This is a genomic window from Brevibacillus sp. NRS-1366, assembly GCF_050467985.1.
This window is the reverse complement of record NZ_JBITPN010000006.1, coordinates 58,604-82,906: the sequence shown is the minus strand read 5'-3', so window position 1 is coordinate 82,906 and position 24,303 is coordinate 58,604. Positions and strand designations below refer to the sequence as shown.

General features: G+C 47.2%; 20 protein-coding genes. 15 read left to right on the top strand and 5 right to left on the bottom strand.

The window, feature by feature from the left end:
- The first annotated feature begins 1 nt into the window (after nucleotide 1).
- Nucleotides 2–1,222: a chromate efflux transporter gene (chrA, locus tag ACIFQN_RS04255; protein ID WP_429831796.1), complete on the top strand. Its 1,221-nt coding sequence runs from the start codon at nucleotides 2–4 to the stop codon at nucleotides 1,220–1,222.
- 240 nt (nucleotides 1,223–1,462) lie between these two features.
- Nucleotides 1,463–2,884 carry a sigma-54 interaction domain-containing protein gene (locus tag ACIFQN_RS04250; protein ID WP_429831795.1) on the top strand — a complete coding sequence of 474 codons (1,422 nt, stop codon included), beginning with the start codon at nucleotides 1,463–1,465 and terminating at the stop codon, nucleotides 2,882–2,884.
- A gap of 189 nt (nucleotides 2,885–3,073) precedes the next feature.
- On the opposite strand, the gene ACIFQN_RS04245 is transcribed toward ACIFQN_RS04250, so the two are convergent.
- Genes ACIFQN_RS04245 through ACIFQN_RS04235 form a run of 3 tightly spaced genes read right to left on the bottom strand, consistent with a single transcriptional unit; the run spans nucleotide 3,074 to nucleotide 6,427 of the window.
- A complete protein-coding gene (locus tag ACIFQN_RS04245) occupies nucleotides 3,074–4,693 on the bottom strand; it encodes an amidohydrolase (protein ID WP_429831794.1) in 1,620 nt (539 codons plus the stop codon).
- A 49-nt stretch (nucleotides 4,694–4,742) separates the two neighbouring features.
- On the bottom strand, nucleotides 4,743–6,230 hold the full coding sequence (locus ACIFQN_RS04240) for a sodium:solute symporter family protein (RefSeq protein WP_429831793.1): 1,488 nt from the start codon (nucleotides 6,228–6,230) through the stop codon (nucleotides 4,743–4,745).
- Entirely contained in the window at nucleotides 6,227–6,427 is a 201-nt protein-coding gene (locus ACIFQN_RS04235; RefSeq protein ID WP_429831792.1) for a DUF3311 domain-containing protein, read from the bottom strand. Before ACIFQN_RS04235 ends, ACIFQN_RS04240 begins: the two co-directional genes overlap by 4 nt.
- Nucleotides 6,428–6,936: 509 nt before the next feature.
- Between ACIFQN_RS04235 and ACIFQN_RS04230 the strand changes: the two genes are divergently transcribed.
- On the top strand, nucleotides 6,937–7,455 hold the full coding sequence (locus ACIFQN_RS04230) for a DUF2179 domain-containing protein (protein WP_429831791.1): 519 nt from the start codon (nucleotides 6,937–6,939) through the stop codon (nucleotides 7,453–7,455).
- Between the two features lie 106 nt (nucleotides 7,456–7,561).
- Here ACIFQN_RS04230 and ACIFQN_RS04225 read toward each other — a convergent pair whose 3' ends face one another.
- On the bottom strand, nucleotides 7,562–8,272 hold the full coding sequence (locus tag ACIFQN_RS04225; RefSeq protein WP_429831790.1) for a TetR/AcrR family transcriptional regulator: 711 nt from the start codon (nucleotides 8,270–8,272) through the stop codon (nucleotides 7,562–7,564).
- Nucleotides 8,273–8,457: 185 nt separating this feature from the next.
- Here ACIFQN_RS04225 and ACIFQN_RS04220 point away from each other — a divergent pair, with 185 nt between their 5' ends.
- The 3 genes from ACIFQN_RS04220 to ACIFQN_RS04210 all read left to right on the top strand — a co-directional run bounded on the left by ACIFQN_RS04220 (nucleotide 8,458) and on the right by ACIFQN_RS04210 (nucleotide 13,409).
- Complete coding sequence (locus ACIFQN_RS04220) at nucleotides 8,458–10,020, top strand: BCCT family transporter (protein ID WP_429831789.1); 1,563 nt, start codon at nucleotides 8,458–8,460, stop codon at nucleotides 10,018–10,020.
- A 117-nt stretch (nucleotides 10,021–10,137) separates the two neighbouring features.
- Nucleotides 10,138–12,189, top strand: coding sequence for a CocE/NonD family hydrolase (locus ACIFQN_RS04215; RefSeq protein ID WP_429831788.1), 2,052 nt, complete (start codon nucleotides 10,138–10,140; stop codon nucleotides 12,187–12,189).
- A gap of 86 nt (nucleotides 12,190–12,275) precedes the next feature.
- A complete protein-coding gene (locus ACIFQN_RS04210; protein ID WP_429831787.1) occupies nucleotides 12,276–13,409 on the top strand; it encodes a M24 family metallopeptidase in 1,134 nt (377 codons plus the stop codon).
- A gap of 74 nt (nucleotides 13,410–13,483) precedes the next feature.
- Here ACIFQN_RS04210 and ACIFQN_RS04205 read toward each other — a convergent pair whose 3' ends face one another.
- Nucleotides 13,484–14,584, bottom strand: a complete 1,101-nt coding sequence (locus ACIFQN_RS04205) for a CdaR family transcriptional regulator (RefSeq protein WP_429831786.1) — start codon at nucleotides 14,582–14,584, stop codon at nucleotides 13,484–13,486.
- Between the two features lie 165 nt (nucleotides 14,585–14,749).
- Here ACIFQN_RS04205 and ACIFQN_RS04200 point away from each other — a divergent pair, with 165 nt between their 5' ends.
- From ACIFQN_RS04200 to ACIFQN_RS04160, 9 genes are all read left to right on the top strand, one after another.
- Nucleotides 14,750–15,898 carry a glycerate kinase family protein gene (locus ACIFQN_RS04200; protein WP_429831785.1) on the top strand — a complete coding sequence of 383 codons (1,149 nt, stop codon included), beginning with the start codon at nucleotides 14,750–14,752 and terminating at the stop codon, nucleotides 15,896–15,898.
- 53 nt (nucleotides 15,899–15,951) lie between these two features.
- Nucleotides 15,952–17,220 (top strand): nickel-dependent lactate racemase, encoded by a 1,269-nt coding sequence (gene larA, locus ACIFQN_RS04195; protein ID WP_429831784.1) that lies wholly within the window; start codon nucleotides 15,952–15,954, stop codon nucleotides 17,218–17,220.
- Nucleotides 17,221–17,381: 161 nt separating this feature from the next.
- Nucleotides 17,382–18,098 (top strand): hypothetical protein, encoded by a 717-nt coding sequence (locus tag ACIFQN_RS04190; protein ID WP_429831783.1) that lies wholly within the window; start codon nucleotides 17,382–17,384, stop codon nucleotides 18,096–18,098.
- Nucleotides 18,099–18,977: 879 nt separating this feature from the next.
- Complete coding sequence (locus tag ACIFQN_RS04185; protein WP_429831782.1) at nucleotides 18,978–19,706, top strand: amino acid ABC transporter ATP-binding protein; 729 nt, start codon at nucleotides 18,978–18,980, stop codon at nucleotides 19,704–19,706.
- 35 nt (nucleotides 19,707–19,741) lie between these two features.
- Entirely contained in the window at nucleotides 19,742–20,599 is an 858-nt protein-coding gene (locus ACIFQN_RS04180; protein ID WP_429831781.1) for a transporter substrate-binding domain-containing protein, read from the top strand.
- Nucleotides 20,600–20,684: 85 nt separating this feature from the next.
- On the top strand, nucleotides 20,685–21,338 hold the full coding sequence (locus ACIFQN_RS04175; RefSeq protein ID WP_429831780.1) for an amino acid ABC transporter permease: 654 nt from the start codon (nucleotides 20,685–20,687) through the stop codon (nucleotides 21,336–21,338).
- 15 nt (nucleotides 21,339–21,353) lie between these two features.
- Entirely contained in the window at nucleotides 21,354–22,004 is a 651-nt protein-coding gene (locus tag ACIFQN_RS04170) for an amino acid ABC transporter permease (RefSeq protein ID WP_429831778.1), read from the top strand.
- A gap of 76 nt (nucleotides 22,005–22,080) precedes the next feature.
- Nucleotides 22,081–23,352 carry an ATP-binding protein gene (locus ACIFQN_RS04165; RefSeq protein ID WP_429831777.1) on the top strand — a complete coding sequence of 424 codons (1,272 nt, stop codon included), beginning with the start codon at nucleotides 22,081–22,083 and terminating at the stop codon, nucleotides 23,350–23,352.
- Entirely contained in the window at nucleotides 23,349–24,266 is a 918-nt protein-coding gene (locus tag ACIFQN_RS04160) for a response regulator (RefSeq protein ID WP_429831776.1), read from the top strand. Before ACIFQN_RS04165 ends, ACIFQN_RS04160 begins: the two co-directional genes overlap by 4 nt.
- The last annotated feature ends 37 nt before the right edge of the window (nucleotides 24,267–24,303 follow it).

Here is a 24,303-nt window from a genome sequence, read left to right as displayed (position 1 = left end):
GATGAACACTAACCGAGTTCAGGCAAATGCGGATAATAGAAAATTAAAAAGGCTACTAGAATTATTTCTCGTTTCTACAAAGCTAGGAGTTACCTCGTTTGGGGGGCCAATCGCTCATCTAGGTTATTTTCACGACGAGTACATCAAGCGCAGAAAATGGCTTGATGAGAGGAGCTATGCCGAGCTCGTTGCTCTTTGCCAGTTTTTACCTGGTCCCGCAAGCAGCCAGGTTGGTATCGGAATTGGGATCATGCGTGGCGGGCTGCTTGGAGGTGTTGCTGCCTGGATTGGTTTTACGCTGCCTTCCGTCCTTGCACTCGTGTTGTTCGCTTTTTTCATGAAGGGTGCTGATATTGGAAATGTCGGGTGGGTTCATGGCCTAAAAATAGTAGCTGTTGCGATTGTTGCTCATGCCGTAATAGGGATGGCAAAAAAGCTTACTCCTGACAGAAAGCGGGCAACGATCGCTATTTTGGCAGCGACGGCAACTTTATTGTGGCAAACGGCTTTCAGTCAGATTACGATCATTGTCCTTGCTGGACTGGTTGGTTGGTACTTTTACAGAAATGAACAGACGTCTGCTTTACCAGAAATCGATGTGCCGCTAAGGCGTTCTGTTGCTATATTTTGTTTGACGTTATTTGTTTGTCTGCTTATTGCGCTACCCGTTCTTACGGGAGTCATGTCATACCCATGGCTTGCGGTATTTGACAGCTTTTACAGGGCAGGCTCCCTCGTTTTCGGAGGAGGTCATGTCGTTCTTCCTCTCCTGGAAAGGGAAGTGTTGCCGCCAGGATGGCTATCAAAAGAAGCGTTCCTTGCTGGTTATGGCGCGACCCAAGCGGTTCCAGGTCCATTGTTTACATTTGCAGCCTATTTGGGCGCAGTGATGAATGGATGGATTGGAGCTGGAGTCGCTACATTCGCCATCTTTTTACCCGCTTTTTTATTGGTTGCGGGGACGTTGCCATTCTGGGATGCAATTCGCAAAAAACAAGGGATACAAGGTGCTTTGGCAGGAGTGAATGCAGCTGTAGTAGGGATACTGTTAGCTGCGCTTTATGACCCGATTTGGACCAGCTCGATATTCACGGCTGCCGATTTTGCTCTCGCAGCTATCCTTTTTACAATGCTTGAGTTTTGGAAAGCTCCGCCATGGGCGGTTGTACTGATTGGGCCAGCCTTGAACTATTGCTTGATATTCCTTCCCAATTTCAACTGATCATCCTCGATCTGCCGGGATACGGGCGCTAAATTCCCCCGTACGACTCAAAAGATCAGGTTTGGCCTTGCACCCTTAGGTCCAGGGAAAGGGGCTTTCTGATTGTGAAGAGCGCACAACCGGCTTATCTCGTGTCACTTGCCACTTTCAATGCGATCCATTCATTTTCACTATGGTATACTGATGAGAGATTTCAAAAAAATTCGACTCTTTCTTTTCCTGTATAGAGGAGGTTTTCGTTTGGATACACGTCGTTTCGAATTGGAATCCGATTATTTTCTGCAAATCCTAGATACAATCGACAGTGGCGTACACATTGCCGATCATCAAGGGAATACACTGTGGATCAATAAAACCGTTGAAAAAATGATGGGAATAAACCGCAAAGATGTGATAGGAATAAATGTGGCCGAACAAGAACAAAATGGGATTTACTCTCCTTCCGTTATTCGAAGAGCGCTTGAACAAAAGAAAACAATCACATTGGTGCAGCGTATGCAAAACGGAAAAAAATATATGAGTTCTGCGCATATCCTCTATAATCGAAAGAATGAACCGCACTATGTGATCGCTCACGGACCGGATTTTAACAAAATCCTGGTGGAGGGCTCACAAGTGGAAATCGATGAAATACGGCTTCTTTTGGAGCGCTACATTCGGGAAATGCGAAGAGCAAAAGTAAAGCAAAGCTATTTATTTAGGGAAGAGCACGTCTTTATCGGAAAAAGCAAAGCGTTTGACACGTTGACTGAGTTCATTGAGAAAGTAGCAGATGTAGAGACAACCGTCCTGATTATCGGTGAAACTGGAGTGGGTAAAAATGTTGTCGCTGAAAAAATTCATCAGACCAGCGAACGCCAAGAGAATCCATTCATCCATATTAACTGCGCTGCGATTCCCGAGGCGCTGCTGGAATCAGAGTTATTCGGTTATCAAAAAGGGGCGTTTACGGGCGCAAACAACAGCGGGAAGCTGGGTTTGGTGAAAATGGCGGAGAACGGGACACTTTTTTTGGATGAGGTCAGCGAATTGCCCCTCCCTCTTCAGTCGAAGCTTTTGCAATTGCTGCAGAATAAAACCTATTTGCCTATTGGCGCTTCCGAGACCGTGAAAGCGAATGTCCGCATCATCGCTGCAACCAATCAAGATCTGGAAATGCTTGTGGATCAAGGGAAGTTTCGCACAGATTTGTTTTATCGGCTGAATGTGCTGCCGATCAATATTCCTCCTCTCCGCGAACGTCAGGACGATATTTTCCCGCTGCTCTGTTTTTATTTGCAAAATTTCAACAGCAAATATAATCGGAATCGGAAACTTTCCAATGAAGCGATACAGGCCTTACAGCAATATCGTTGGCCAGGGAACATTCGAGAGCTGGAAAATGTGCTGGAACAGCTTGTCATCATGTCCAAGAAAGACGAAATCACTCTCGCCGATCTTCCCCAGCGCTATCGGGTACTAGCAGAAAAGGAAGTTCACAACTTCTCTGTCTCACAAACCGCATGCTTAAAAAAGACCCTGCAAGACATTGAAAGAGAGATCATTAATCAATCGTATCAGGAGCACAAAACAACGCGAAAAACAGCGAAAGCGCTCGGTATTACACAATCGTCACTTATCAGAAGACTGGCCAAATACAATATGGACGCAACGAGATCTTGATGGTAAAAAAACCTCTAACGAGGATTTCTCATGGATGAGCGACCGCGTTTTATCGGAAGGTTTTTATGCGTTCCAGAAAGTTTAAGTGATGTTACTTTCATACGGTGAAGCACTTAAACTTTCTTACACGTTAAAAAAGACAGGTCACGATTAAGGGAGACCCTCCTCTCATGACCTGTTTGTTTTTTCCTAGCAGTTGGTTACAGCATCTCTTACATATTCCATCTTGCCGCCTATTAACGTCATATCCACCTGAATCTCTTTAATATGTTCTACTGCTGCATCGAGTATCCGTTCGCTTAACACAACTAGGTCCGCTAGCTTCCCAACCTCGATGCTGCCCTTGATGTTTTCTTCAAAGCTTGCATAGGCTCCGTTCCATGTGTACAGCTTGATAGCTTCCAAGACAGTAATCCGTTGATTGGCTCCGACCGCTTGACCTGACCCGCTTATTCGGTTCGCTGCAACATGGATACCGAGCAGTGGATTGTAATGGGTAACAGGACAATCAGAGCTTCCCGCCGCAATGATCCCGTTGTCGATAAAATCACGTACAGGATACATGTGATTTACTCGCTGGCCGTAGTTTTTCAGGTACCCATCTCCAAATTCGTAAAAGAACGGTGGATTCGGAACAGGCACAACCCCAAGCTTTTTCATCCGTTCCAGTAAATCTGGCATGGTAATGCCCGCATGTTCAATGCGATGGCGATGGTCTTTACGCGGATATTTCTCTAACGATTCTTCAATGCAGTTTAAAACCATTTCAATCGCACGATCCCCTTGTGCATGCGCGGTAATCTGGAACCCTTTCTTGTGTGCCTCCCCGAGAATCTCGGTAATTCTCTCTTGCGTGAAATACAAGATTCCATAATTGTCAGGATTGCTTGTGTATGGTTCTCTTGTCGCGATTGTGGGGCCGCTGCTGCTGCCATCGGTAAAGATCTTTGCTGGCCCGATCCGAAACCGTTCATCCCCCAATCCCGTAATGACACCTGCTTGAACCATTTTCTCAACGAAATCCTCGGAGCGATTCAAAGATCCAATCATGGCATAAACTCTCACCTTGATGTCATCCGCTTTGACAGCTTGCTGGAGCATGCGCAGATTCTCCGGGCCGAATCCTCCCGCATCATGGATACTCGTAATTCCTGCAGCAATAAAGTCAGCTGATGCCATTGTCATCGCTTTCCGAATCTCTTCCTCCGTATAAACCGCAATTTGCAGCAAGCTTGAGTGAGCGGTTTCAATGAGCAATCCAGTTGGAATACCCCACTCATCGCGATCGATTCTTCCTCCAGCTGGATCAAGCGTTTCCTCGGTGATACTTCCCAACTCCAGCGCTTTGCTGTTTACAGCTGAAATATGACCGCATGTACGCGTGATCTGAATGGGATGCTCGATGGAGATTGCATCCAATTCCCAGCGGGAGGGATACCGCTGTTCTTCTATTTTCATCTCGTTGAACCCTGACGCACGCAACCATTCTCCTTTTGGGGTTTTCTTGGCAAGGGCTTTTAGATCGGCAAACAGATGGTGTAGCGATTGAATATGAGGCTCTTTGCAATTCACGCCAAGCTTGGTTGTTCCATACGCGGTAAGATGCAAATGGGAATCTATAAATCCTGGCAACAAGCTCTTACCATGCAAGTCGATTTTTTGGGTCTGTCCCCCAATCCAGCTTTCAATCTCCTTGTTTGTGCCCACCGCGACGATACGACTTTCTTTTACCGCTACCGCTTCAGCGAGACGATTTTTTTCATCAACCGTTATGACTTGCGCATTCACAAAGACCAGATCTGCCAACATTTGATCACCTCATAGTATTTGGATGTAGACATTGATTGAGAAAGATGCTCTATACAACTTTGCTTTGTTTATATTCTCGTGAAGGAAGATGATGCCCAAGCCCTTTGGTAAGCAGGCTGACAATAATGGTTATGAGCACGTTAGCTACAAGCGCGATGATCCCCACGTTCAAATCCAGAACCCATTGTGGAAAAAATGGAAACAGCGAGCTGACCGTCATTTTCGTAATCGTGATATACGCAACAATGCTCACACCGAAAATGATTCCGGCAGCTCCCCCCTGCTTTGTGACAAAACGATTTTTTGTAAAGCTAAAAATCATGGCTGGGAACAATTGAGTAACAAAACTGTAAGCCATCAAGAGCAGCGTTACGATGGTATTGCCGCCATTCAGCGTAAAGAAGACGGAAACCAGCGTAATTACAGGGACCAGATATCGCGCCAATTTCATGACTTGTAAATCCGAGGCTGTAGGAACAAATGTTTTGTAGACGTTCTTTGACAGAAGTGTTGCGCCAGATAACAGCAACATAGATCCGGGTACCAATGCTGTCAGCAACCCAGCAGCTCCGATCAAACCAACGAACCATGGATCAAAAGTTTGAATCGAAATTTTCAATAAAGCAAGATCCGCATCAGGCCCACTTAAGCCGGGTACCTGGCGTATGGCTGCAAACCCGACAAAGAACACAAACAGGAGCATAAGTGTATACAATGGGCTGATCACGACATTTTTACGAAGGGCCGTTTCACTTTTCGCGGCACAAACGCCGCCAAACCCATGCGGCCACATATAGAAGCCAAAAACGGTTAGCAATACGCTTGAGATAAACCAAGAGACACTAAGCCCTTTTTCTGGAATAGCCAAGAATCCGGGTGCGGCCTCCTCGATCCCTGAAAACATGGACGAAATTCCACCGTAATAATGAAAGGGAATGTAGAATCCCATAAAGACAACGATTCCAAAAATCATGATATCCTTAATGACCGCCGTCCATGCTGAGCCATGAATCCCAGACACCATCACATAAACAGTAACGGCAATGGCTCCAATCCATATGGCGAGGGTCGGTGAAATGGAACCATACGAAGCTTGTGAAACAATGATCCCCAATCCTTTCAATTGAAGAACAAGGTAGGGAATAATCGAAATGATACCAACGATCGCGACGAGCATCCCAAAAAATGGGCTGTCGTATTTCTTTTCGTAAAAATCGGAAAGTGACATCAGCTTGTGTTTGTTCGCATATCGCCAAATGGCAGGAAGCAACCAGTACCCGAGAACATACGACAGACTAATATAAGCAAGGATATAGTAAGCAGGTCCTCCTTTACCGTAGGCCCACGCGCTTCCGCCGAGGAACGTGAATGTTGTATAGATCTCACCTGCCATGAGAAGGAAGACAAACATGGCACCAAAGCCTCTTCCGCCAACCGTCCATTGCTCCAAATCCATTTTCTTTCCCTTTTTTGCACGAATACCCAAATAAATTGAAAAGAGCAAAAATCCAAAGATCACAAGAAGCGCGGCATTCATGAACGATCGCCCTCCCGATTCGCTGGGTCAATACGAAAAATAATCGCCAAAATCACGGTGGTTAGAACGACCCACAACACAAACCAGAACAGAATGAACGGCATCCCCAATACGAAAGGCTTAACCTGATTAATCAGCGGCAACAAGCCCAATAGGCCAATAAACGGCAGCACTCCAAGAATGTGAATGAGTTTCATTGCAAACCTCCTTTATGGGTATCCTTCACGAATCAGCAGGGTTCTCCTTTTTGCTCCTCCTTTTTCAATGGGGTAGTGTCTGTTTTTTCCTGCTGATAGTACCCTAATTAGCAATTTCCATGCCGATTAATAACCCATATAATGATGGAATTTTCAAAAAGTAAAGCATGGAATTGCTTGTTTTTTACACTACCTGACTCCTTTTGATTCAATTGAGGTTCGATTGATTCGATTTCGCAGCAATATCGAACAGGTTGTCAACGCGGTTGATGACAAAAGCGAATCAGTTTCGAAGCGAAAATACGCGCCACAAAAGTGCTTCCCAACGATGAGTTATCCATCATTAGTGACCCGATTATATCCTTTAGATCATTTTAGTACATAACGGTATGTTAATAGAGAATCTTCTCCCTTCGTTTTTCATCTGGCTTTTGCAAACTGGATAGATTATATTGTAATCATGATTATCAAATTACACAGTACCCGGATCGGGTGGGGGTAGGAGAGCGATGGGCTTCGAGTTTGTCTTGATCATCATTGGGATTAACATTTTGTATGTATCCTTCTTTACATTACGACTGTTAATGGTGATCAAAGGGTATCGCGTGTTGGCATCAATTGTGGCAATGGTGGAAGTGTTCGTTTATTTGAAAGGGTTGGCAATTGTCCTAGATAATCTGGACAATCCGATCAACCTCGCTGCTTATTGCATCGGTTGGGGGATGGGTGTGTACATCGGAAGCAAGATTGAGGAATATTTGGCCTTGGGGTATGTGACGCTGCAAGTAGTCGTGGACTCCGTAGACCTGGAGGTTCCGGTGAAATTGCGTGAACATGGCTTTGGCGTAACATCCTGGGTAGCAGAGGGCCGAGATGGACACCGTCTGATGATGCAGGTGCTGACCAAGCGGACAAACGAGAAGAAGCTCTGGAAGCTCATTAATGAGATCGCACCCAAAGCGTTTGTCATCTCCTTTGAGGCAAAACAGCTTAAAGGCGGATTCTGGGTCAATCGCTTGAAAGGGTAATGAATATTAGATCGACGAATAGACAGAAGACAAAAAGCCAGTTATCTCTTAGAAAAGAGGGCTGGCTTTTTCGTATGCACAAAAAGCTTGGATTTGCTTGAATTCATTAAGTAGCAGAAAGCTGGGAGCTGGTGTCAGACTGTTCTTTTGTAAAAGAGAAATGGTTCGCGTTTTGCACGATCTCTCGAATGTAGAGCATGGTCCTCTGTGTAGCTTCTTCAGGACTGTAGGCGCATCGGTTGTTCAGGAAGGTCGTGAACATTCCTTGCCATACGAGAAGGGTCAGCTCGTTGATGTAATCAATCGACTCTTCTTTCATGTAGCCTTCCTTCGCCACTAACTCCAGAACCCCTCGTCCGCGTTTTGAAATATTCTGCACCAGAATGATCGGTTTCAGTTCATCAGGGAAGTCGATGATCTCGGAAGGGTAGACACTATAGTAATGCTTTAAAAGATCGTCAGGATGGCTCCCCAAATCAGCGATGAAAATCGCATGGAAGACATGCGGACTTTGAAAAGAATGATGACAAAAGAGCTCCCAAAGCCGGATGTACTTTTCATTCGCTTGCAGATTTTTATCTTTATACAGCTTGGCGACTTCTTCGAAATATTGCTTCAAAAATTTCAGCGAGGCAAAAAACACAAGGTGAGAGATCTCGCTAAAGTAGTTGTAGATCGTAGCACTATTGTAGCCGGCAATATCGGCAATTTTGCGAATCGTGACATTCTCGATGCCCTCTTCTTTAATAATTTGGGCGGTAGCCTCTACGAAATATTCCCACATACGGCTCATTTGTATGGACTTTTTTTTCTTCAAAGCGATCACCTTTCATTATGGAGGAAACTACCACTCTACATTTTGTCGAAAAGATAGATTAACAAATATTGTACTATGGAATAGGCAGAAAATAAACCATTGCTAAAAAATAACCATGCATGATAATATAATCACGATTATTTTATAAAACAATTTGCAATATTGACATCAAAGGGGGCTTTAGAATGCAGAAACCGCAGATAGACCCATGGATTTTTTGGCCATCATTAGTCGTTATTTTGCTAGTCACCGTTTTCCTAGGCTTTAACCATGAGACGATTGAGCCTGTACTCGGGGAACTGCTGACATCGATCACGTACAAGCTGGATTGGGCATTCCAGTTTCTCACGGCAGGGATGTTTGCCATTCTGATTTGGTTAGGGTTTGGCCGTTATGGCAAAGTGAAGCTGGGCACAGCAAAGGACAAGCCGGAGTTTTCCAGCTTTAGCTGGGGAGCGATGCTGTTTTGCGCTGGGATGGGAACCAGCATCATGTACTGGTCGATGATGGAACCGATTTACTACTACGTCGGGCCGCCATTTGGCATCGAGCCGAAAACACCAGAGGCTGCTGAATGGGCACTTACATACGGCATGTTTCACTGGGGATTATCTGCGTGGGCCTTATATGCATTGCCAACCGTAACGATCGCGTACTCTTTCTTTGTTCGTAAGCAGCCTTCTCTCAAAATCAGTACAGCATGCAGCGGAGTACTGGGCAAATATGCTGATGGTTGGGTTGGCAAAGTGATTGATATCCTGGTTATTTGGAGTCTGGTAGGCGGTCTCGGTACATCGCTCGGACTAGGTGTCCCTATGATTTCTTCTGTGATTGGAGAAATTTTCGGGATCGAACAAGGACTTTTCCTCAGCATCATCATTATTGTGATTTGGACAATTCTTTATTGTGCAAGCGCATACATGGGATTGTACAAAGGCATCAGAAAACTGAGTGACATCAATGTATATATGGCCTTGGGGCTTGCCATCTTTGTGTTTCTGGTCGGACCGACACTGTTTATCCTGTCCAACTTTACGAATAGCTTTGGGCTCATGGTCCAAAACTTCGCCCGTATGAGCTTTTTTACAGACCCGATCCAAAAGGGCGGATTCCCGCAAGCATGGACGGTCTTTTACTGGGCTTGGTTTGCAGCAACCTCGCCGTTTATGGGACTGTTCGTAGCGCGCATTTCTCGAGGACGGACTATTCGGGAGCTGATTGGCGGCATTTTGCTCTGGGGTTCCTTGGGGGGATGGATGTATTTCGCAGTCTTCGGCAGTTATGCCCTGCATGTGGAAATCAACAACATTTTGCCGCTCTCACAAATTCTCGACAGTCAGGGCGGGCAGGCAGCCGTCGTTGCTTTGCTGAAATCGTTGCCGCTCAGCTCGATCGTTTTGCCGTTCTTCCTGATCCTCGGGTTTATTTTCCTGGCAACATCGCTTGACTCTGCTACTTATATTTTGTCTGCGATTGCGACCAAAGAGCTGAAGGACAAGCAAGAGCCAGCGCGTTGGCACAGATTGCTGTGGGGTGCGGTGCAAGCGATTCTGGCGGTGTCCCTGTTGCTCATTGGTGGACTGAAGGTCGTACAAACGTCTTCGGTAGTCGTTTCCGTTCCCGTCATCATTATGTACGTGCTGCTTGCTGCGTCGTTGATTAGATGGCTGAAGGAAGATCAAGCGCACATGATACCTGAGCAAACCATGGTTGCCCCGGATCGGGAGCCCAGCAAACGAAGCTCATAACGATAACACCGGCCGCTTCGCAATCAATGTGAGGCGGCTCTATGCAGCAATCCATCTATATAAGCTGTTCTTGTAAAAGAGAGTAGAGAGAGACCGTACTGAAGGAGGGTTTTTACTGTGGTTTTTAATGTTCGTGATTCTATCCGTTCCACTATCACTGATTTTCCAAGGCAGGTACGTGAGATCGAACACGTCTGGATTCCGATGTCCGACGGTACACGTTTGGCCGCACGGATTTGGCTGCCTGAGGATGCAGAGCAGAATCCGGTGCCGGCGATTTTGGAGTACATCCCCTATCGCAAAAATGACTTTACAGCCCTGCGTGACTCGATTCGCCATCCTTATTTTGCTGGTCACGGGTATGCGAGCATCCGGGTCGACATGCGCGGATGCGGCGATTCAGACGGGATCTTGTACGATGAATATTTGCCGCAGGAGCAGGATGACGCAGCCTGTGTATTGGAGTGGATCGCTGCCCAGCCTTGGTCTACGGGATCAGTAGGGATGATCGGGAAGTCTTGGGGAGGCTTTAACGGGCTGCAGGTAGCTGCGAAGAGACCGCCAGCACTAAAAGCAGTCATTACGCTTTGTTCAACGGACGATCGCTACGCTGACGATGTTCATTATTTGGGCGGTTGCGTGCTCGCTTCCGACATGCTTTGGTGGGCATCCACGATGCTGGTATACAATGGCCGTCCGGCAGATCCGCAAGTTGTTGGAGAAAAGTGGCGATCCAATTGGCTTGAGCGGTTGGAGAAGACACCTCCGTTCGTGGAAGCGTGGATGCAGCATCAACGGCGAGACGATTATTGGAAGCACGGCTCTGTATGCGAGAACTACGCTGATATCGAAATTCCGGTTTTTGCCGTAGGCGGTTGGGCGGATGGTTATACGAATGCGATTATGCGGTTGCTGGAGGGACTGCCAGGTCCGCGAAAAGGACTGATCGGCCCGTGGGCACACGAATATCCTGAGGTTGCGGTGCCTGGACCCAACATTGGTTTTCTGCAAGAGTGTCTGCGCTGGTGGGATTATTGGCTAAAAGGGGTCGACACGAAAATCATGGACGAGCCTATGCTGCGGGCGTGGATGCAGGAGAGTGTGCCTCCTCACGTCGATTATCCAGAGCGGCCGGGACGCTGGGTGGCCGAGACGCAGTGGCCTTCGCCAACTATCCGGCCTGTCGGCTACTGGTTGAATGATCAACAATTAGTCACTGAACCGATCAAAGAAGAGCAGGCGATTACGGTATCTGGCATGCAAGCGCATGGATTGTACGCAGGCGTATTTTGCCCATTTGGACAGGCGGGTGACCTGGCTTCTGATCAGCGGCTGGAAAATGGACTGGCGGTCTGTTTCACATCGGAGCCACTGGCAGCACCGATGGAAATTTTGGGCTATCCAGAGGTAACAGTTGAGCTGTCTTCCGACCGTCCCAATGCCCTTTTGGCGGTACGTCTGTGTGACGTCGCACCGGACGGAGCCTCGACTCTGGTAAGCTGGGGCATGCTCAATTTGACCCATCGGGAGAGCCATGAGCATCCTGCAGCTTTGGTGCCGGGTGAGCGATATACGGTGACAGTGCGCCTTAACGCAATTGGGCACGTATTGCCGGCTGGACACCGCTGGCAGGTCGCTTTGTCTCCAAATTATTGGCCGCATGCATGGCCATCTCCTGAGCCGGTCACGCTTTCGGTGTTCACAGGGGAAAAGACCCGTCTTACGCTGCCAGTGAGACCACCTCAGCCCGCCGATGATGAGCTGACCCCTTTTGGGATGCCGGAGACAGCAGCCGTGATGGAGCGAGAGATTCTGCGCGAGGAGAGTCGCACCCGCGAAGTTCAGCATGACTTGATTCAGGGAGTCTGGCGATTGGTTGATTTCTCTGACGAGGGAGCACGCAGGCTTTTGCCGAACGGAATCGAATACGGCAGCGTCAACCGCAATATGTATACCATTCAAGAGGGGAATCCACTTTCAGCACAAGTGCGTTGTGAATGGACCCTGAACGTCGGTCGCGGCGAGTGGCAGACGAGGCTGGAGAGCGTCAGCATCATGTCGGCGGATGCTACAAAGTTTTACCTTACGACTCAGCTTGACGCGTACGAGGGTGAAACTCAGGTCTTCACGAAAACCTGGACAAGTGAGATTCCACGGGACCATGTGTAGACTTTTGGATGAGTAAAATCGTAGAGTAGCGTCCTGGTCAATTCGATAGGCATATGGATAGCTCTACCTGAAGGAGAAAGCAGAAGATGAACTACGAGGGAAGAGGGCAGCGACTGCGTCAAATCATGGGTGAAAAACAGATAGACGTTTGTCTGATCTGGGACCCGGACAATCAGTATTACTTTAGCGGCTTTCGTGCCATCAGTTATTCTCGGCCGATCGTCTACCTCGTTTGCAAGGACCAGACCGATCTGATCGTCCCGGCATTGGAAGAATTGCATGCGGCAGAAAAAGCGCGGGGCTCACATATTCATGTGTACTATGAACAAATAGAAATGGCTCACAAGGAATCTTCCTATCGGGATCATCTCGACAAATTGCTTGCACGCTATCCAAAGGGAGCCAGGCTGGGCGTAGAGATGAACAGTCTTTCTGCGGGCATGTTTCTATACCTGCAGAAAAAAGGGTTTGAACTGGCAGATATCGGTTTATTTATTATGGAAATGCGTTTCATCAAAGATTCAGACGAGATAGCCTTGTTAAAAGTGGCAGGACAACTATCCGATTACGCCGTGGCCGAATCCTTAAGCCATGCCAGGGTAGGCATCAGTGAGTTGGAACTGGATGCATACGGAGACAAATTGCTTTTGGAAATGGCATCTGATCTGTACGAGAATGACATCATCGGATATGAGAACTGGACCTGCTCGGGACCAAACAGCGTCAAGCCTCATCTCTATTCGAGCACACGCAAGTTTGAGCCGGGGGATGTGGTGATCCATAGCCGGCAGGTGTGGTTCAATGGCTATCGGGCAGAAAATGAGCGGACGTTTATTGTAGGCAAGCCGACCGAGAAGCAGAAGGACTTGTTTAAGCTGGCTGTGGAAGCGCAACGTGTCGGCATGGAGATGATCAAGCCGGGAATCGCTGCCAGGGAAGTAGATTTGGCGGCGTACGAAGTATTCAAAAAAGCGGGATATGGCGAATATGTCAATCATCGCATCGGGCATGGCCTAGGCTTGACCGAGCACGAGGAGCCTTATCTTCGCTTTGACAATTCGCTCGTTCTGCAAGAAGGAATGGTCTTTACGATTGAGCCGGGGGTGTATGTACCAGGCGTTGGGGGATTCCGGCACTCTGACACTGTCATTTTAACCAAAGAGGGCAGCTTCTCGATCACGCAGCATACGCGCAACGTAGAGGATTTGATTTTTCAATAAAAGAGGTCGTTTAAAACGTATAATAGCCAGCCATCTCTATGTTGACGAACAAGGGATGAACTGGCTCTTTTCTATTATTCATCTGTCCTTGTCCGAATCTGATGGATCCACACAGCCAATTGGAGAGAGACGGCGTCTTGGAATGCTTGCGGATCATAGCCAGTCAAATCTTTGATTTTCGATAAACGATAGAGGAGCGTATTGCGGTGGATGCACATTGTCTTGGCAGTTTCCGTAATGCTGAGATTGTTTGAGAGAAAGGCTTCCAGCGTCTCGATTAATTTGGGAGTCATGTGGGTAAGAACACGTTCTGCGTATTTTTGCTTCACATGCGAGTCGATCCGGTCGATCAGTGCAAGGTTTTCAATATCTGCAAAAGCGGTTACCCCTTGTTTTCCATCTCCGAGCAATAACGCTAATGTAGCCTCTTCCCGCGATCTCCCAATTTCCCCTCGTTCCATGACTCCTGAGCCTAAACCGATATGAAAAGGGATTCCTGCGTGTTGCATGTATGCGCGAATCGTTTCCAGCTTTCTTTTCACAGCTTGTTCGGCAAGGTCGGAAGTGAGAATGAACAGCCGATTCACCTTTAAAAATCCTACCAAAAGATGTTGATCGTCCAGAAGCACTTCCATTCTTTGAATCAGCTCTTGGCTTTGCAGGGGAATTTCACCGATCTGGATGAGCGATACATGAAAAGGAGGTTTTAATTTCACTTTCAGCAGATTCAATCTCTGTTCAACAGCATCATAGTTCGGCTCCGCTTTGACCAATTCTTCGAAAACCATCTCTTTCATCCGCTGTTTCCACTCGATTTGGGAAGCGAGAAAAGACTGATTGATCATCATTTCCGTGATCATTTTCACGAGCTCGCCGAATTCGAGAATCTCTTCAGGATTGCCTGTAATCCCGATGACGCCAATGATTTGGTCCTGAAAGTGAATGGGCAGGTTGATGCCGGGCCGGGCGCCTTTGTAATGCTGCTGATTGTCTTTAGTGATGAGCAGCGGCTCTTTCGTTCGGATGACATCGGAGGCGCCTTCATGTATTTGGTTGACCCGCGCAGGGTCGCCGGAAGCGATAATAGTCCCGGTATTGTCCATGATGTTGATATTGCGGTTCAAACGGTTCATCGTCTCTCGAACAATCTGTTGTGCGATTTTCTCGGTCAGCACCAGCCGACACCGCCTTTTCGACCTATTTTGTATTAAATGTATGAAAAAATCAGTCGATTTACTATGTTTTTTTGTATGCGACAAACGATGAATTTCGCATATCGAAACACTATAATGAGAAACAAACCAAAATGTTAGCGCTTTACTAAGGAGTGGGGTTGGAAAGTGAAAATGATCATCGCACCCGATTCATTCAAAGGAAGCTTGTCCGCGCCAGAAGCAGCGATAGCGATCGAAGCCGGAATTAAAAAGGTTTTGCCAGATGCGCATACCGTTCTGGTGCCTGTGGCAGACGGTGGAGAAGGAACAATGGAAAGTCTCATTACCTCCACTTATGGACGAAGGGTAGAGGTTGACGTGACGGGACCAATGCACGTACCTGTGAAAGCGGCTTACGGCATTTTGGGGGATCAGGTAACGTGCGTGATTGAGATGGCTAGCGCTTCCGGATTGATCCTGGTTCCGCCAGAAGTGAGAAATCCGATGATTAGCACGACGTATGGCACGGGTGAATTGATCAGGCGGGCGCTGGATGACGGTTGCAGAAATTTTATCGTAGGGATAGGCGGAAGCGCTACGAATGATGGCGGAATCGGTATGCTGCAAGCTCTTGGCGTGAGACTTTTGGATGCCGATGGAAACGAGGTTGGCTTTGGGGGCGGGGAGCTCCACAGGATTGTAGAAATAGATGACCAGAATCTGGACTCGCGAATTCGTGAATCACATTTTTTGATCGCGTCGGATGTGCAGAATCCTTTGATCGGGCCGAATGGCGCATCCCATGTGTTTGGTCCGCAAAAAGGAGCGACAGCGGAGATGGTAGAGTCTTTAGATCGTTCTCTTGGCATGTGGGCTGACCTGGTTCAGGCGAAAACAGGCATTTCGCTCCATCAATTAGAGGGTGCAGGTGCAGCAGGTGGAATCGGCGGAGCGTTCCAGTCTTTTTTTCCATCTACGATGAAGCGTGGCATCGACATCGTGATCGAGTACACAAAGCTTGGCGAAAAAATGCAGGATGCAGCGCTCGTTTTTACGGGAGAGGGGCAAGTGGATTATCAGACGGCTTCGGGGAAAACGCCAATGGGGGTCGCACAAGAAGCACAAAAGAGGGGGATTCCGGTTTTCGTGCTCGCAGGGTCGATTGGGAGCGGCATTGACACGCTGTACGAATATGGAATTCACAGCGTGACCAGCATCGTGAATAGACCCATGTCGCTTGCGGAAGCGATGGAGCAAGCGTCTGATTTGCTGGCACAAACGGCTGAGCAGGTTCTCAGGACGTATCTCTCGGGTACCCATTTACGATCAAGCTGATAAGAAGTCATGTCGATGTGTAGCTTGGAAAACCGAACGAAAAGGAGAACCAAATGAAAACGACGTTGCTCTATGGAAAAGAAGGCTTATCGATAGAAGTACCTGATGACTCCCTAATCGTCGAGCCGAAAAACCTGCCAGGATTGGAAAACGAAGAAGAAGCCGTAAGACAAGCATTACAGAGCCCAATTGGAACAGCACCCTTGCGTGACCTAGTCAAAAGCGCAGATACAGTAGCGATTGTGATCAGCGACATCACCAGACCTACCCCCAATCACAAACTGGTGCCATGGATTTTATCGGAGCTCTCCCATGTTCCGCTGGAAAATTTCGTTGTGATTAACGGGACTGGTACCCATCGCGATCAAACGCGGGAAGAATTCGTGCAAATGCTGGGCGAATGGGTCGTGAACAACGTGCGTGTCATCAACCATCATTGCCATGAGAAAGAGGAACTGGTAAAGGTCGGAGAAAGCCGTTTTGGCTGTGAGGCGTACTTGAACAAAGCATACGTGGAAGCCGATTTTAAAATCGTGACAGGCTTTATCGAGCCGCATTTCTTTGCCGGTTTTTCCGGTGGACCCAAGGGCATCATGCCAGGGATCGCAGGGATCGAGACGATCATGACCTTCCACAACGCTCGAATGATCGGCGACCCGCTTGCGACGTGGGGGAATATGGAGAATAATCCGGTGCAAGACATGGCCCGCGAAGTCAACCGGATGTGCAAGCCCGATTTCATGCTGAATGTTACGTTAAATCGCGAAAAAGAGATTACGGCGGTTTTTGCAGGCGAGCTGTTCGAGGCCCATGACCAGGGATGCGCCTTTGCCAAGGAGCATGCCATGATCCGCTGCGATCACCGCTTCGATGTCGTTATCACGTCGAACTCCGGCTATCCGCTGGACCAGAACCTGTATCAGGCGGTAAAAGGCATGAGTGCCGCGCATAAAATCGTCAAAAAAGGCGGGACAATCATTTGCGCTGCAGAGTGTTCGGACGGATTGCCGAACCACGGGAATTATGCCAGCATCCTACAGATGCGCAAAACGCCACAGGAAATTTTGGACATGATCAATGATCCGACCTTCAAGATTTTTGACCAATGGCAGGTGCAAAAACAGGCAGTGATCCAGGTCTGGGCAGACGTGCACGTCTATTCCAGCCTGTCCGATGAAACGATAGAGCTGGCGATGTTTAAACCGACGAGAAACATCAGTGAAAATCTGCAAGAGCTCAGGAAAAAGTACGGTGAAGAGATGACCGTTGCTGTGCTGCCGCTTGGTCCATTGACGATTCCGTACGTGGAGGAATCTGTGTAGGGAGTGCCGAGCATGAACGCGGGAATCAAAAAGACTGGTGATAAATAGGAAATTATCGAATGTTTTTTCGTTCGTTTTTGGTCATTTGGATGTATTTGGTAAATACCCTTTTTCTGTATATAATAATAGTATAAAATTAATTAAAGGAATAGGTGAAAATTTTGAGACAGTTACGGTCATACATATGCATTTTGTTTCTTTTGTTAGTAATGACAGGTTGTGGAGATCAAAAGCCAGTAGGTTCAACAAATTCAGACGCAGAAAACGGTACTATTCCTCTTACCTATGAACCTGTCAAAGTAGATAAACAAGTCATGCCTTTGAAGAAAGAAGATATTCAAAAGATAGTAAAGGAAGTCCAGGTAGATCAAGTAAAGGTTATCGCTTTTACGAAACCGAATGAGAGCGATATACTTCTATTTGGAGGCATTCAAATCGGAACAAACCTTTATGAAATAGGAGATATAGGCGCACCGGTTTACAGTGATCAATTACAAGTCAAAACATCGTCATTATTTAAACAGTCTGTTATTGATATTGGGGGACTATGTGGGGCTAATTGTTCTTTTCAATACTACTTGACGATTAACAACAATGTTCCTTCGATTTTTCTATACCTTAATTCCCCTCCTTCTATAGTCAACCTAGACCAAGATGGAATTGAAGCAATCATCACCTCATACGGCAGTCCTAATGCATATGAGACTGTGATTTACACCATACAAAATAATCAATTGGTGAGTGTTAACCTGAATAAAGCACTAAACGCTAGAAGCGTTTTATATACTGACCCCACTTTTGTGGTTCAAATGACAGATAATGCTCCTCCTCAAGAATACAAATATACAAAAAATGGCCTAGTTCTCTTGCAAAAATAATTGCACATTATGTTACCGAACGCCTGAATTCACATTTAGGCGTTTTTCTTTGTTTTGACGACTCGGTAAAAGTCCATCTAGTTTGGACAAATGTGAAGCGAAATAATGTCTGACTGTTGCTACCTGTATTGAACTATTTATCCTAGCGTGATCAGATGGTCTACCTTAAGTAGCTGAGATTTTAAAATAATGGGCGACTTTGTAAACGTCAATCAAGTTGATCACCGTGTTCATCAAAAAATTAACCACCATGGCAAAATTATTACCACCCGATGGGTTCTGAAAAAAATCCTTGATCTCCTGCAATGAACTGCCTGCCTTTTTGAGTACATTGATGACTGTGATCGGGACAGCTCTTTGTTTTGATTGAAAAAGGAAACATTTTGAGGGCCATTGGGGGTGTCGTATAGAGATCCAGCAAGTTCGTTGCCCACAACCTTTTCTTCCATTAAATTACTTTATTTTCTTTTAGCGTGACTTTAAAAACGTCTTGGAGAATCCCCCAAAAAATGTCCAGTGAAAACCCAAAGGCTGGTGAGAGGAAACCGGGGAAAATAGCGAAGGTCTTTGGGGCTCCACCGAGGCGTAATGGAAAAAGCGAAACACGCTTTTAAGCGTCCACCTTTGAGAGGCCCCCTCGAACTGGCTGCTTTGGACGCGGCTTCGCTTTTTCCATGCAGCCGTGCAGGGATGACCCCCAAGCAAGAGACCCAAGAACCTGGAGCGTTTTCCCCGGTTTCCTCTCCTCCACAACAGCCTGACCAAAACCTATTATTAGAAAATTATAAAGAAAAATAATATTTTCTTTGTCTTTTTCGGTAGTTTTGGGTAGAGCGCCCTTACGATACGAAGTAAGAAAGAGAGCAAGGGGGAGTCTGGTTGATTAGTTTTCATCAAGTAAACAAGCATTACGGCAACTTTCATGTCCTGAAGAACATCGACCTGCATATCAACCAGGGAGAAGTGGTCGTGGTCATTGGCCCGTCCGGTTCTGGAAAAAGTACGATGGTTCGCTGCATCAACAGATTGGAAACGGTTACAAGCGGAGAACTGGTCGTTGACAATGTACAGGTGAACGACAAAAACACGGATATCAACATGGTGCGCCGCAACATCGGCATGGTGTTCCAGCATTTCAATCTCTACCCGCATAAAACCGTGCTGGAAAATATTACGCTCGCTCCTGTCAAAGTATTGGGCGTCTCCCAAAAGGAAGCAGATGAGACCGCACTGTACTATTTGGAAAAGGTAGGCATTCCGGAAAAGGCAGATATGTACCCTACGCAGTTGTCCGGCGGGCAGCAGCAGCGCGTCGCCATCGCACGTGGGCTGGCGATGAGGCCAAAAATCATGCTCTTTGACGAACCCACCTCTGCACTGGACCCAGAAACGATTGGGGAAGTGCTGGATGTGATGAAGAAGCTGGCCCAAGAAGGAATGACGATGGTGGTCGTGACACACGAAATGGGCTTTGCCCGTGAAGTAGCCGATCGAATCGTATTCATGGACCAAGGCCGGATACTGGAAGAGGCTACTCCAGAAGAGTTTTTTGCCAATCCGCGTGAAGAGCGGGCACGTTTGTTTTTGAGCCGAATTTTGAATCACTAAAAAACCTAACCAAAAGAGAGAAAAGGGGTATTCAGATGAAAGCAAACCACGTATGGAAGAAAGTCGCGGGAATGGGATTAGTTCTAATGCTGAGCGCTACTGCACTGGTAGGCTGTGGAGCCGGCAAGACAACCGAAGGCGCAGCCCAAGGCGGTCAAGCAACTGGAGCAGCAGGTGGAGGGACACTGGCAAAAATCAAGGAAAGAGACAAATTCGTGGTAGGCGTGAAGTATGACCTGAACCTGTTTGGCTTGAAAGACCCGGCATCTGGTAACGTAGAGGGCTTTGATATTGATATCGCCAAGGCGATTGCAAAGAAAGTACTAGGTGACGAAAACAAGATCGAGCTGAAAGAAGTGACTTCCAAGACGCGGATTCCAATGCTGAAGAACGGTGAGATTGATGCCATTATCGCGACGATGACGATCACTGAGGAGCGCAAAAAAGAAGTAGATTTCTCTGATATTTACTTCATGGCAGGCCAATCGCTGCTGGTGAAAAAAGATAGCGGTATCAACGGTCTGAAGGACCTGAAGAAAGGCATGAAAGTCGTGACAGCGAAAGGCTCGACTTCTGCGAAAAATATTCGTGCGAGTGCACCTGATGCCGAAATCCTTGAATTTGAAAACTACGCGGAGGCCTTCACTGCTCTAAAAGCCGGTCAAGGCGACGCGCTTACGACAGATAACGCTCTTTTGTACGGAATGGCCAAGCAAGATCCGAACTACCGTGTAACCGAAGAAACCTTTACAGAAGAGCCATACGGCATTGCGATCAGCAAAGGCGACGCAGAATTCGCTACGGCTGTAAACGATCTGCTGAAAGAAATGAAAGAGAATGGCGAATACGACAAGATTTACGAAAAATGGATTGGCGAAAAGCCGAAAAAATAATGCTGTTCGACTCCATTACGGATGGGCGGTTTAAGCTACCGCTCATTCCCTAATTTTCTTACGCTAGAGGGGGATCGCAACAGAGATGATTGATTTTTCTATCTTGATTGATCACTGGGACATGTATCTTGAAGGCTTTGGGAATACCTTGAAGGCGAGCCTGCTTGCTCTGATCGGCAGCTTTTTATTAGGAATGATCTTCGCTATCTTCCGAATTTCTCCGATTCGTCCACTGAACTGGATAGGTGCCGCGTACGTCGAGTTTGTCCGTAACATTCCGTTGATCCTCGTTGTCTTTTTGTTTTTCGTGGGTCTGCCGGCAATTGGAATCGTACTCAATCCATTCCTCGCGGGAACGCTAGGCTTGACTGTATACACGGCCGCTTTTATTGCGGAGACCATTCGTGCAGGAATTCTGGCCATCCCAAAAGGACAAACAGAAGCAGCACGCTCCTCAGGTCTGACGTACATGCAAGCGATGCGCTACATCATCTTGCCGCAGGCGATCAAGGTGGTCATTCCGCCAATGGGCAACCAGTTTATCAATCTGGTGAAAAACTCTTCGGTTCTAGGCGTTATTGCGGGTCTCGATCTGATGTATTTTGGTGACCTGATTTCTGCGGATACCTTTGTAACGTTTGATGTGTATATTTTCGTGGGTCTTTTCTATTTAATTCTAACCCTTCCGTTGAGTTCGTTCGTAGGCTATCTGGAGCGACGCTTGGCGAGGGGTCGCTAACAAGGAGGGGACACCATGGACTTTATTGGAGCATACGCGCCCAGTCATTTGACCTTTCTCCTAGAAGGTTTCTGGATTACCTTGCAGGTGGCTTTTCTATCGATTATTTTCAGTTTTGCGATTGCGATTGTCGTCGGGGTTCTCCGTTACGCACGCATTCCGATCGTATCTAAAATACTCGCCACTCTGGTTGAGTTGATTCGTAATCTACCGCTCCTATTGATCATTTTCTTCACGTATTTCGCTTTACCTGAGATTGGAATCAAGCTGGACAAATTTTATGCCGCAGTACTGGCATTAGTGATTTTTGAGGCAGCCATGCTGTCTGAGATCGTACGCAGCGGGTTGACATCGGTAGAAAAAGGACAAATTGAGGCTGCCCGTTCCTCTGGACTGAATTACATTCAAACGCTCAGACACGTCGTATTGCCACAGGCGCTGCGACGCATGGTACCGCCAATCGTCAGCCAATTTATCTCGCTGTTAAAAGATACATCGCTTGCTGTAGTGATCGCTCTGCCTGAGCTGATGAACCACGCACAAATTATTAACGGTCGAAACGTAAACTATGTCATTCCGACGTTCCTGCTCGTGGCTGTCATGTATTTTGTGGTCAACTACGCTTTGTCCATCGTCTCCAAGCGACTGGAAAACAAGCACGCCTAAATATTTACACCTGTGCAGATCTCCGATTCTTTGTAAAATAGGAATGGGAGATCTTTTATTTCAGAAAGGGGCAATTATGCGCGAGCGCCTGTTGATACTTTTCATTATTGTGCTGGCATCCGCCTTTTTTGGAGAGATGAAAGTAAATCCCCTTGGCGGGTCCTTTCGTTTTTCACTAGGGATCGCCGCTTTCTTTTTCGGCTTGCTCTGGTTTCAGTCCGTACCTGTACTTTTGACAGGCTTCTTGACGGGCACGTTTATCCTCGGCTTTCGAATAGGCCTCGATGTGCTGATTGATTCTCGAACGTGGATAGAAAGCTTGCAGGTTCATCTTCCTTCTACCTTCTATTATTTCAGCTTTTCTTTCTTGATTTATATCATCCGTGCCAGAAAGTATTTGGAGTTTCCTTTATTAGTAGGGCTAATCGGGGCCTCAGTAGATTTTCTATCCAATTTGGTGGAGTTGCAATTGCGCCTGGCTTTTACTGATTTACCTCCGCTCACTTGGGAGAGCGTTTTCATGCTGCTCTTCTTTGGAGCCCTGCGCAGTTTTTTTGTGGTGGGGCTGTACAACAGCGTGTCGATCCGGCAAGTGCGAGCAGTAGGAGAGGTCCGTCAACAGGAGCTGGAAAGATTGCGGATGATTAATACGGAGTTATATGAAGAGGCATTTTACCTGCGAAAATCAATGACTCACCTCGAAGAAATTACGCGCGAAAGCTATCAGTTGTACAAACGGCTGCGAACGGAGGAGCACAAAGAATCCCCGACAGCTTTAACGATAGCCGAGCATGTGCATGAAGTGAAAAAAGACTCGCAGCGGATGCTTGCCGGATTGTCCAATCTCATGAATCAGGAAGGACTTTCACCGCAGCTTCCCGTATCTGAGCTGTGTGGACTGGTAATCAGGGCGAATCAAAAATATGCAGAAATGCTGGACAAAGAGATTCACTTCTCCTGGAGTTGTCAGATGAGCCTGTCGACCAGCCAAATTTATGCTCTGCTCTCCGTGCTTAACAACTTGGTAGCCAATGCAGTAGAAGCGATCAGCAAGACAGGCAATATCGAACTGATCGCGGGGCTGGAGCATCGCGATATTGTGTTTCACATCCGGGATAGTGGACCAGGGATTTCCCAAGAGGAACGAGAATGGGTATTCCAGCCCGGGTACACGACGAAATACGATGCGCAAGGAAACTCATCAACAGGAATTGGGCTCACGCATGCCAGAGGAATTGTGCAAAGCCTGCACGGAACCCTGTGCATCCTGCATGATCGAGAGGCCATGACGCATTTTGAAGTGCGGATTCCAACCGATCAATTGCTAAGAAAGGAGGTCGTCTCGTGATCCGTTTTTTTCTAATTGAAGACGATGCCGTCATAAGAAGAATGCTGGAGCGAATTATTCAGGATAGCGGTCTGGGCGAGATCGTGGGTCAGGCAAGCGATGGGAATCAGGTGTCGATCGATCAGCTGTACGGGGTTGACGTGGTGTTGATCGACCTGTTGATGCCAGAGCTGGATGGCATTCAGACCATCAAGAAGCTGCAGGCGGAAGGTTTTGCGGGGAGATTCATCATGGTATCACAAGTAGAGAACAAGGAGATGATCGGAGAGGCGTATTTGCAAGGCATTGATACGTTTATCCAAAAGCCGATTAATCGTTTGGAAGTCATGTCTGTACTAAGGCGGGTAGCTGATTATTTATCCTTGGAAGCATCGCTGTTATCTATCCGTAAATCGCTGCAAATCCTGGATATTAAAGGAAAACAGGAACCGGCGGATCAGGGCCAGAAAAGCTCATTTACCGAGCAGGATCATTTGACGCAAAAAGCGCAGCAGCTCTTGCTCCAGCTAGGGATTGCGAGTGAAGCAGGAGCTCCCGATCTCGTCCTGATCATGCAATGGTTTGCGCAAGAGGAGCGAAGGGGCGATCAACCCCGTGATATTCAGTTAAAGGAACTGTACGCGCAAATTTTGCTCAAGCTTCACGGGAATTTGGACGAGCAGTCAATGGGAAAAGAAGTGCGTGCCATGGAGCAGCGCATCAGACGAATGGTTTTGCAAGCATTTAGTCACCTGTCGTCACTCGGATTAACCGATTATGCCAATCCAACCTTCGAGCACTTCGCCCCGCGTTTGTTTGATTTTCAGGAAATCCGCCAACGCATGCAGGAGTTGGAGGCGGGCGAGAAGACGTCAAAATGCCGCATCAGCGTCAGAAAGTTCTTATCCGTATTTTTTATGGAAGCAAAAGCATAACTATCATTCCTACTATATAAAAAAGGAAAAAACAGAC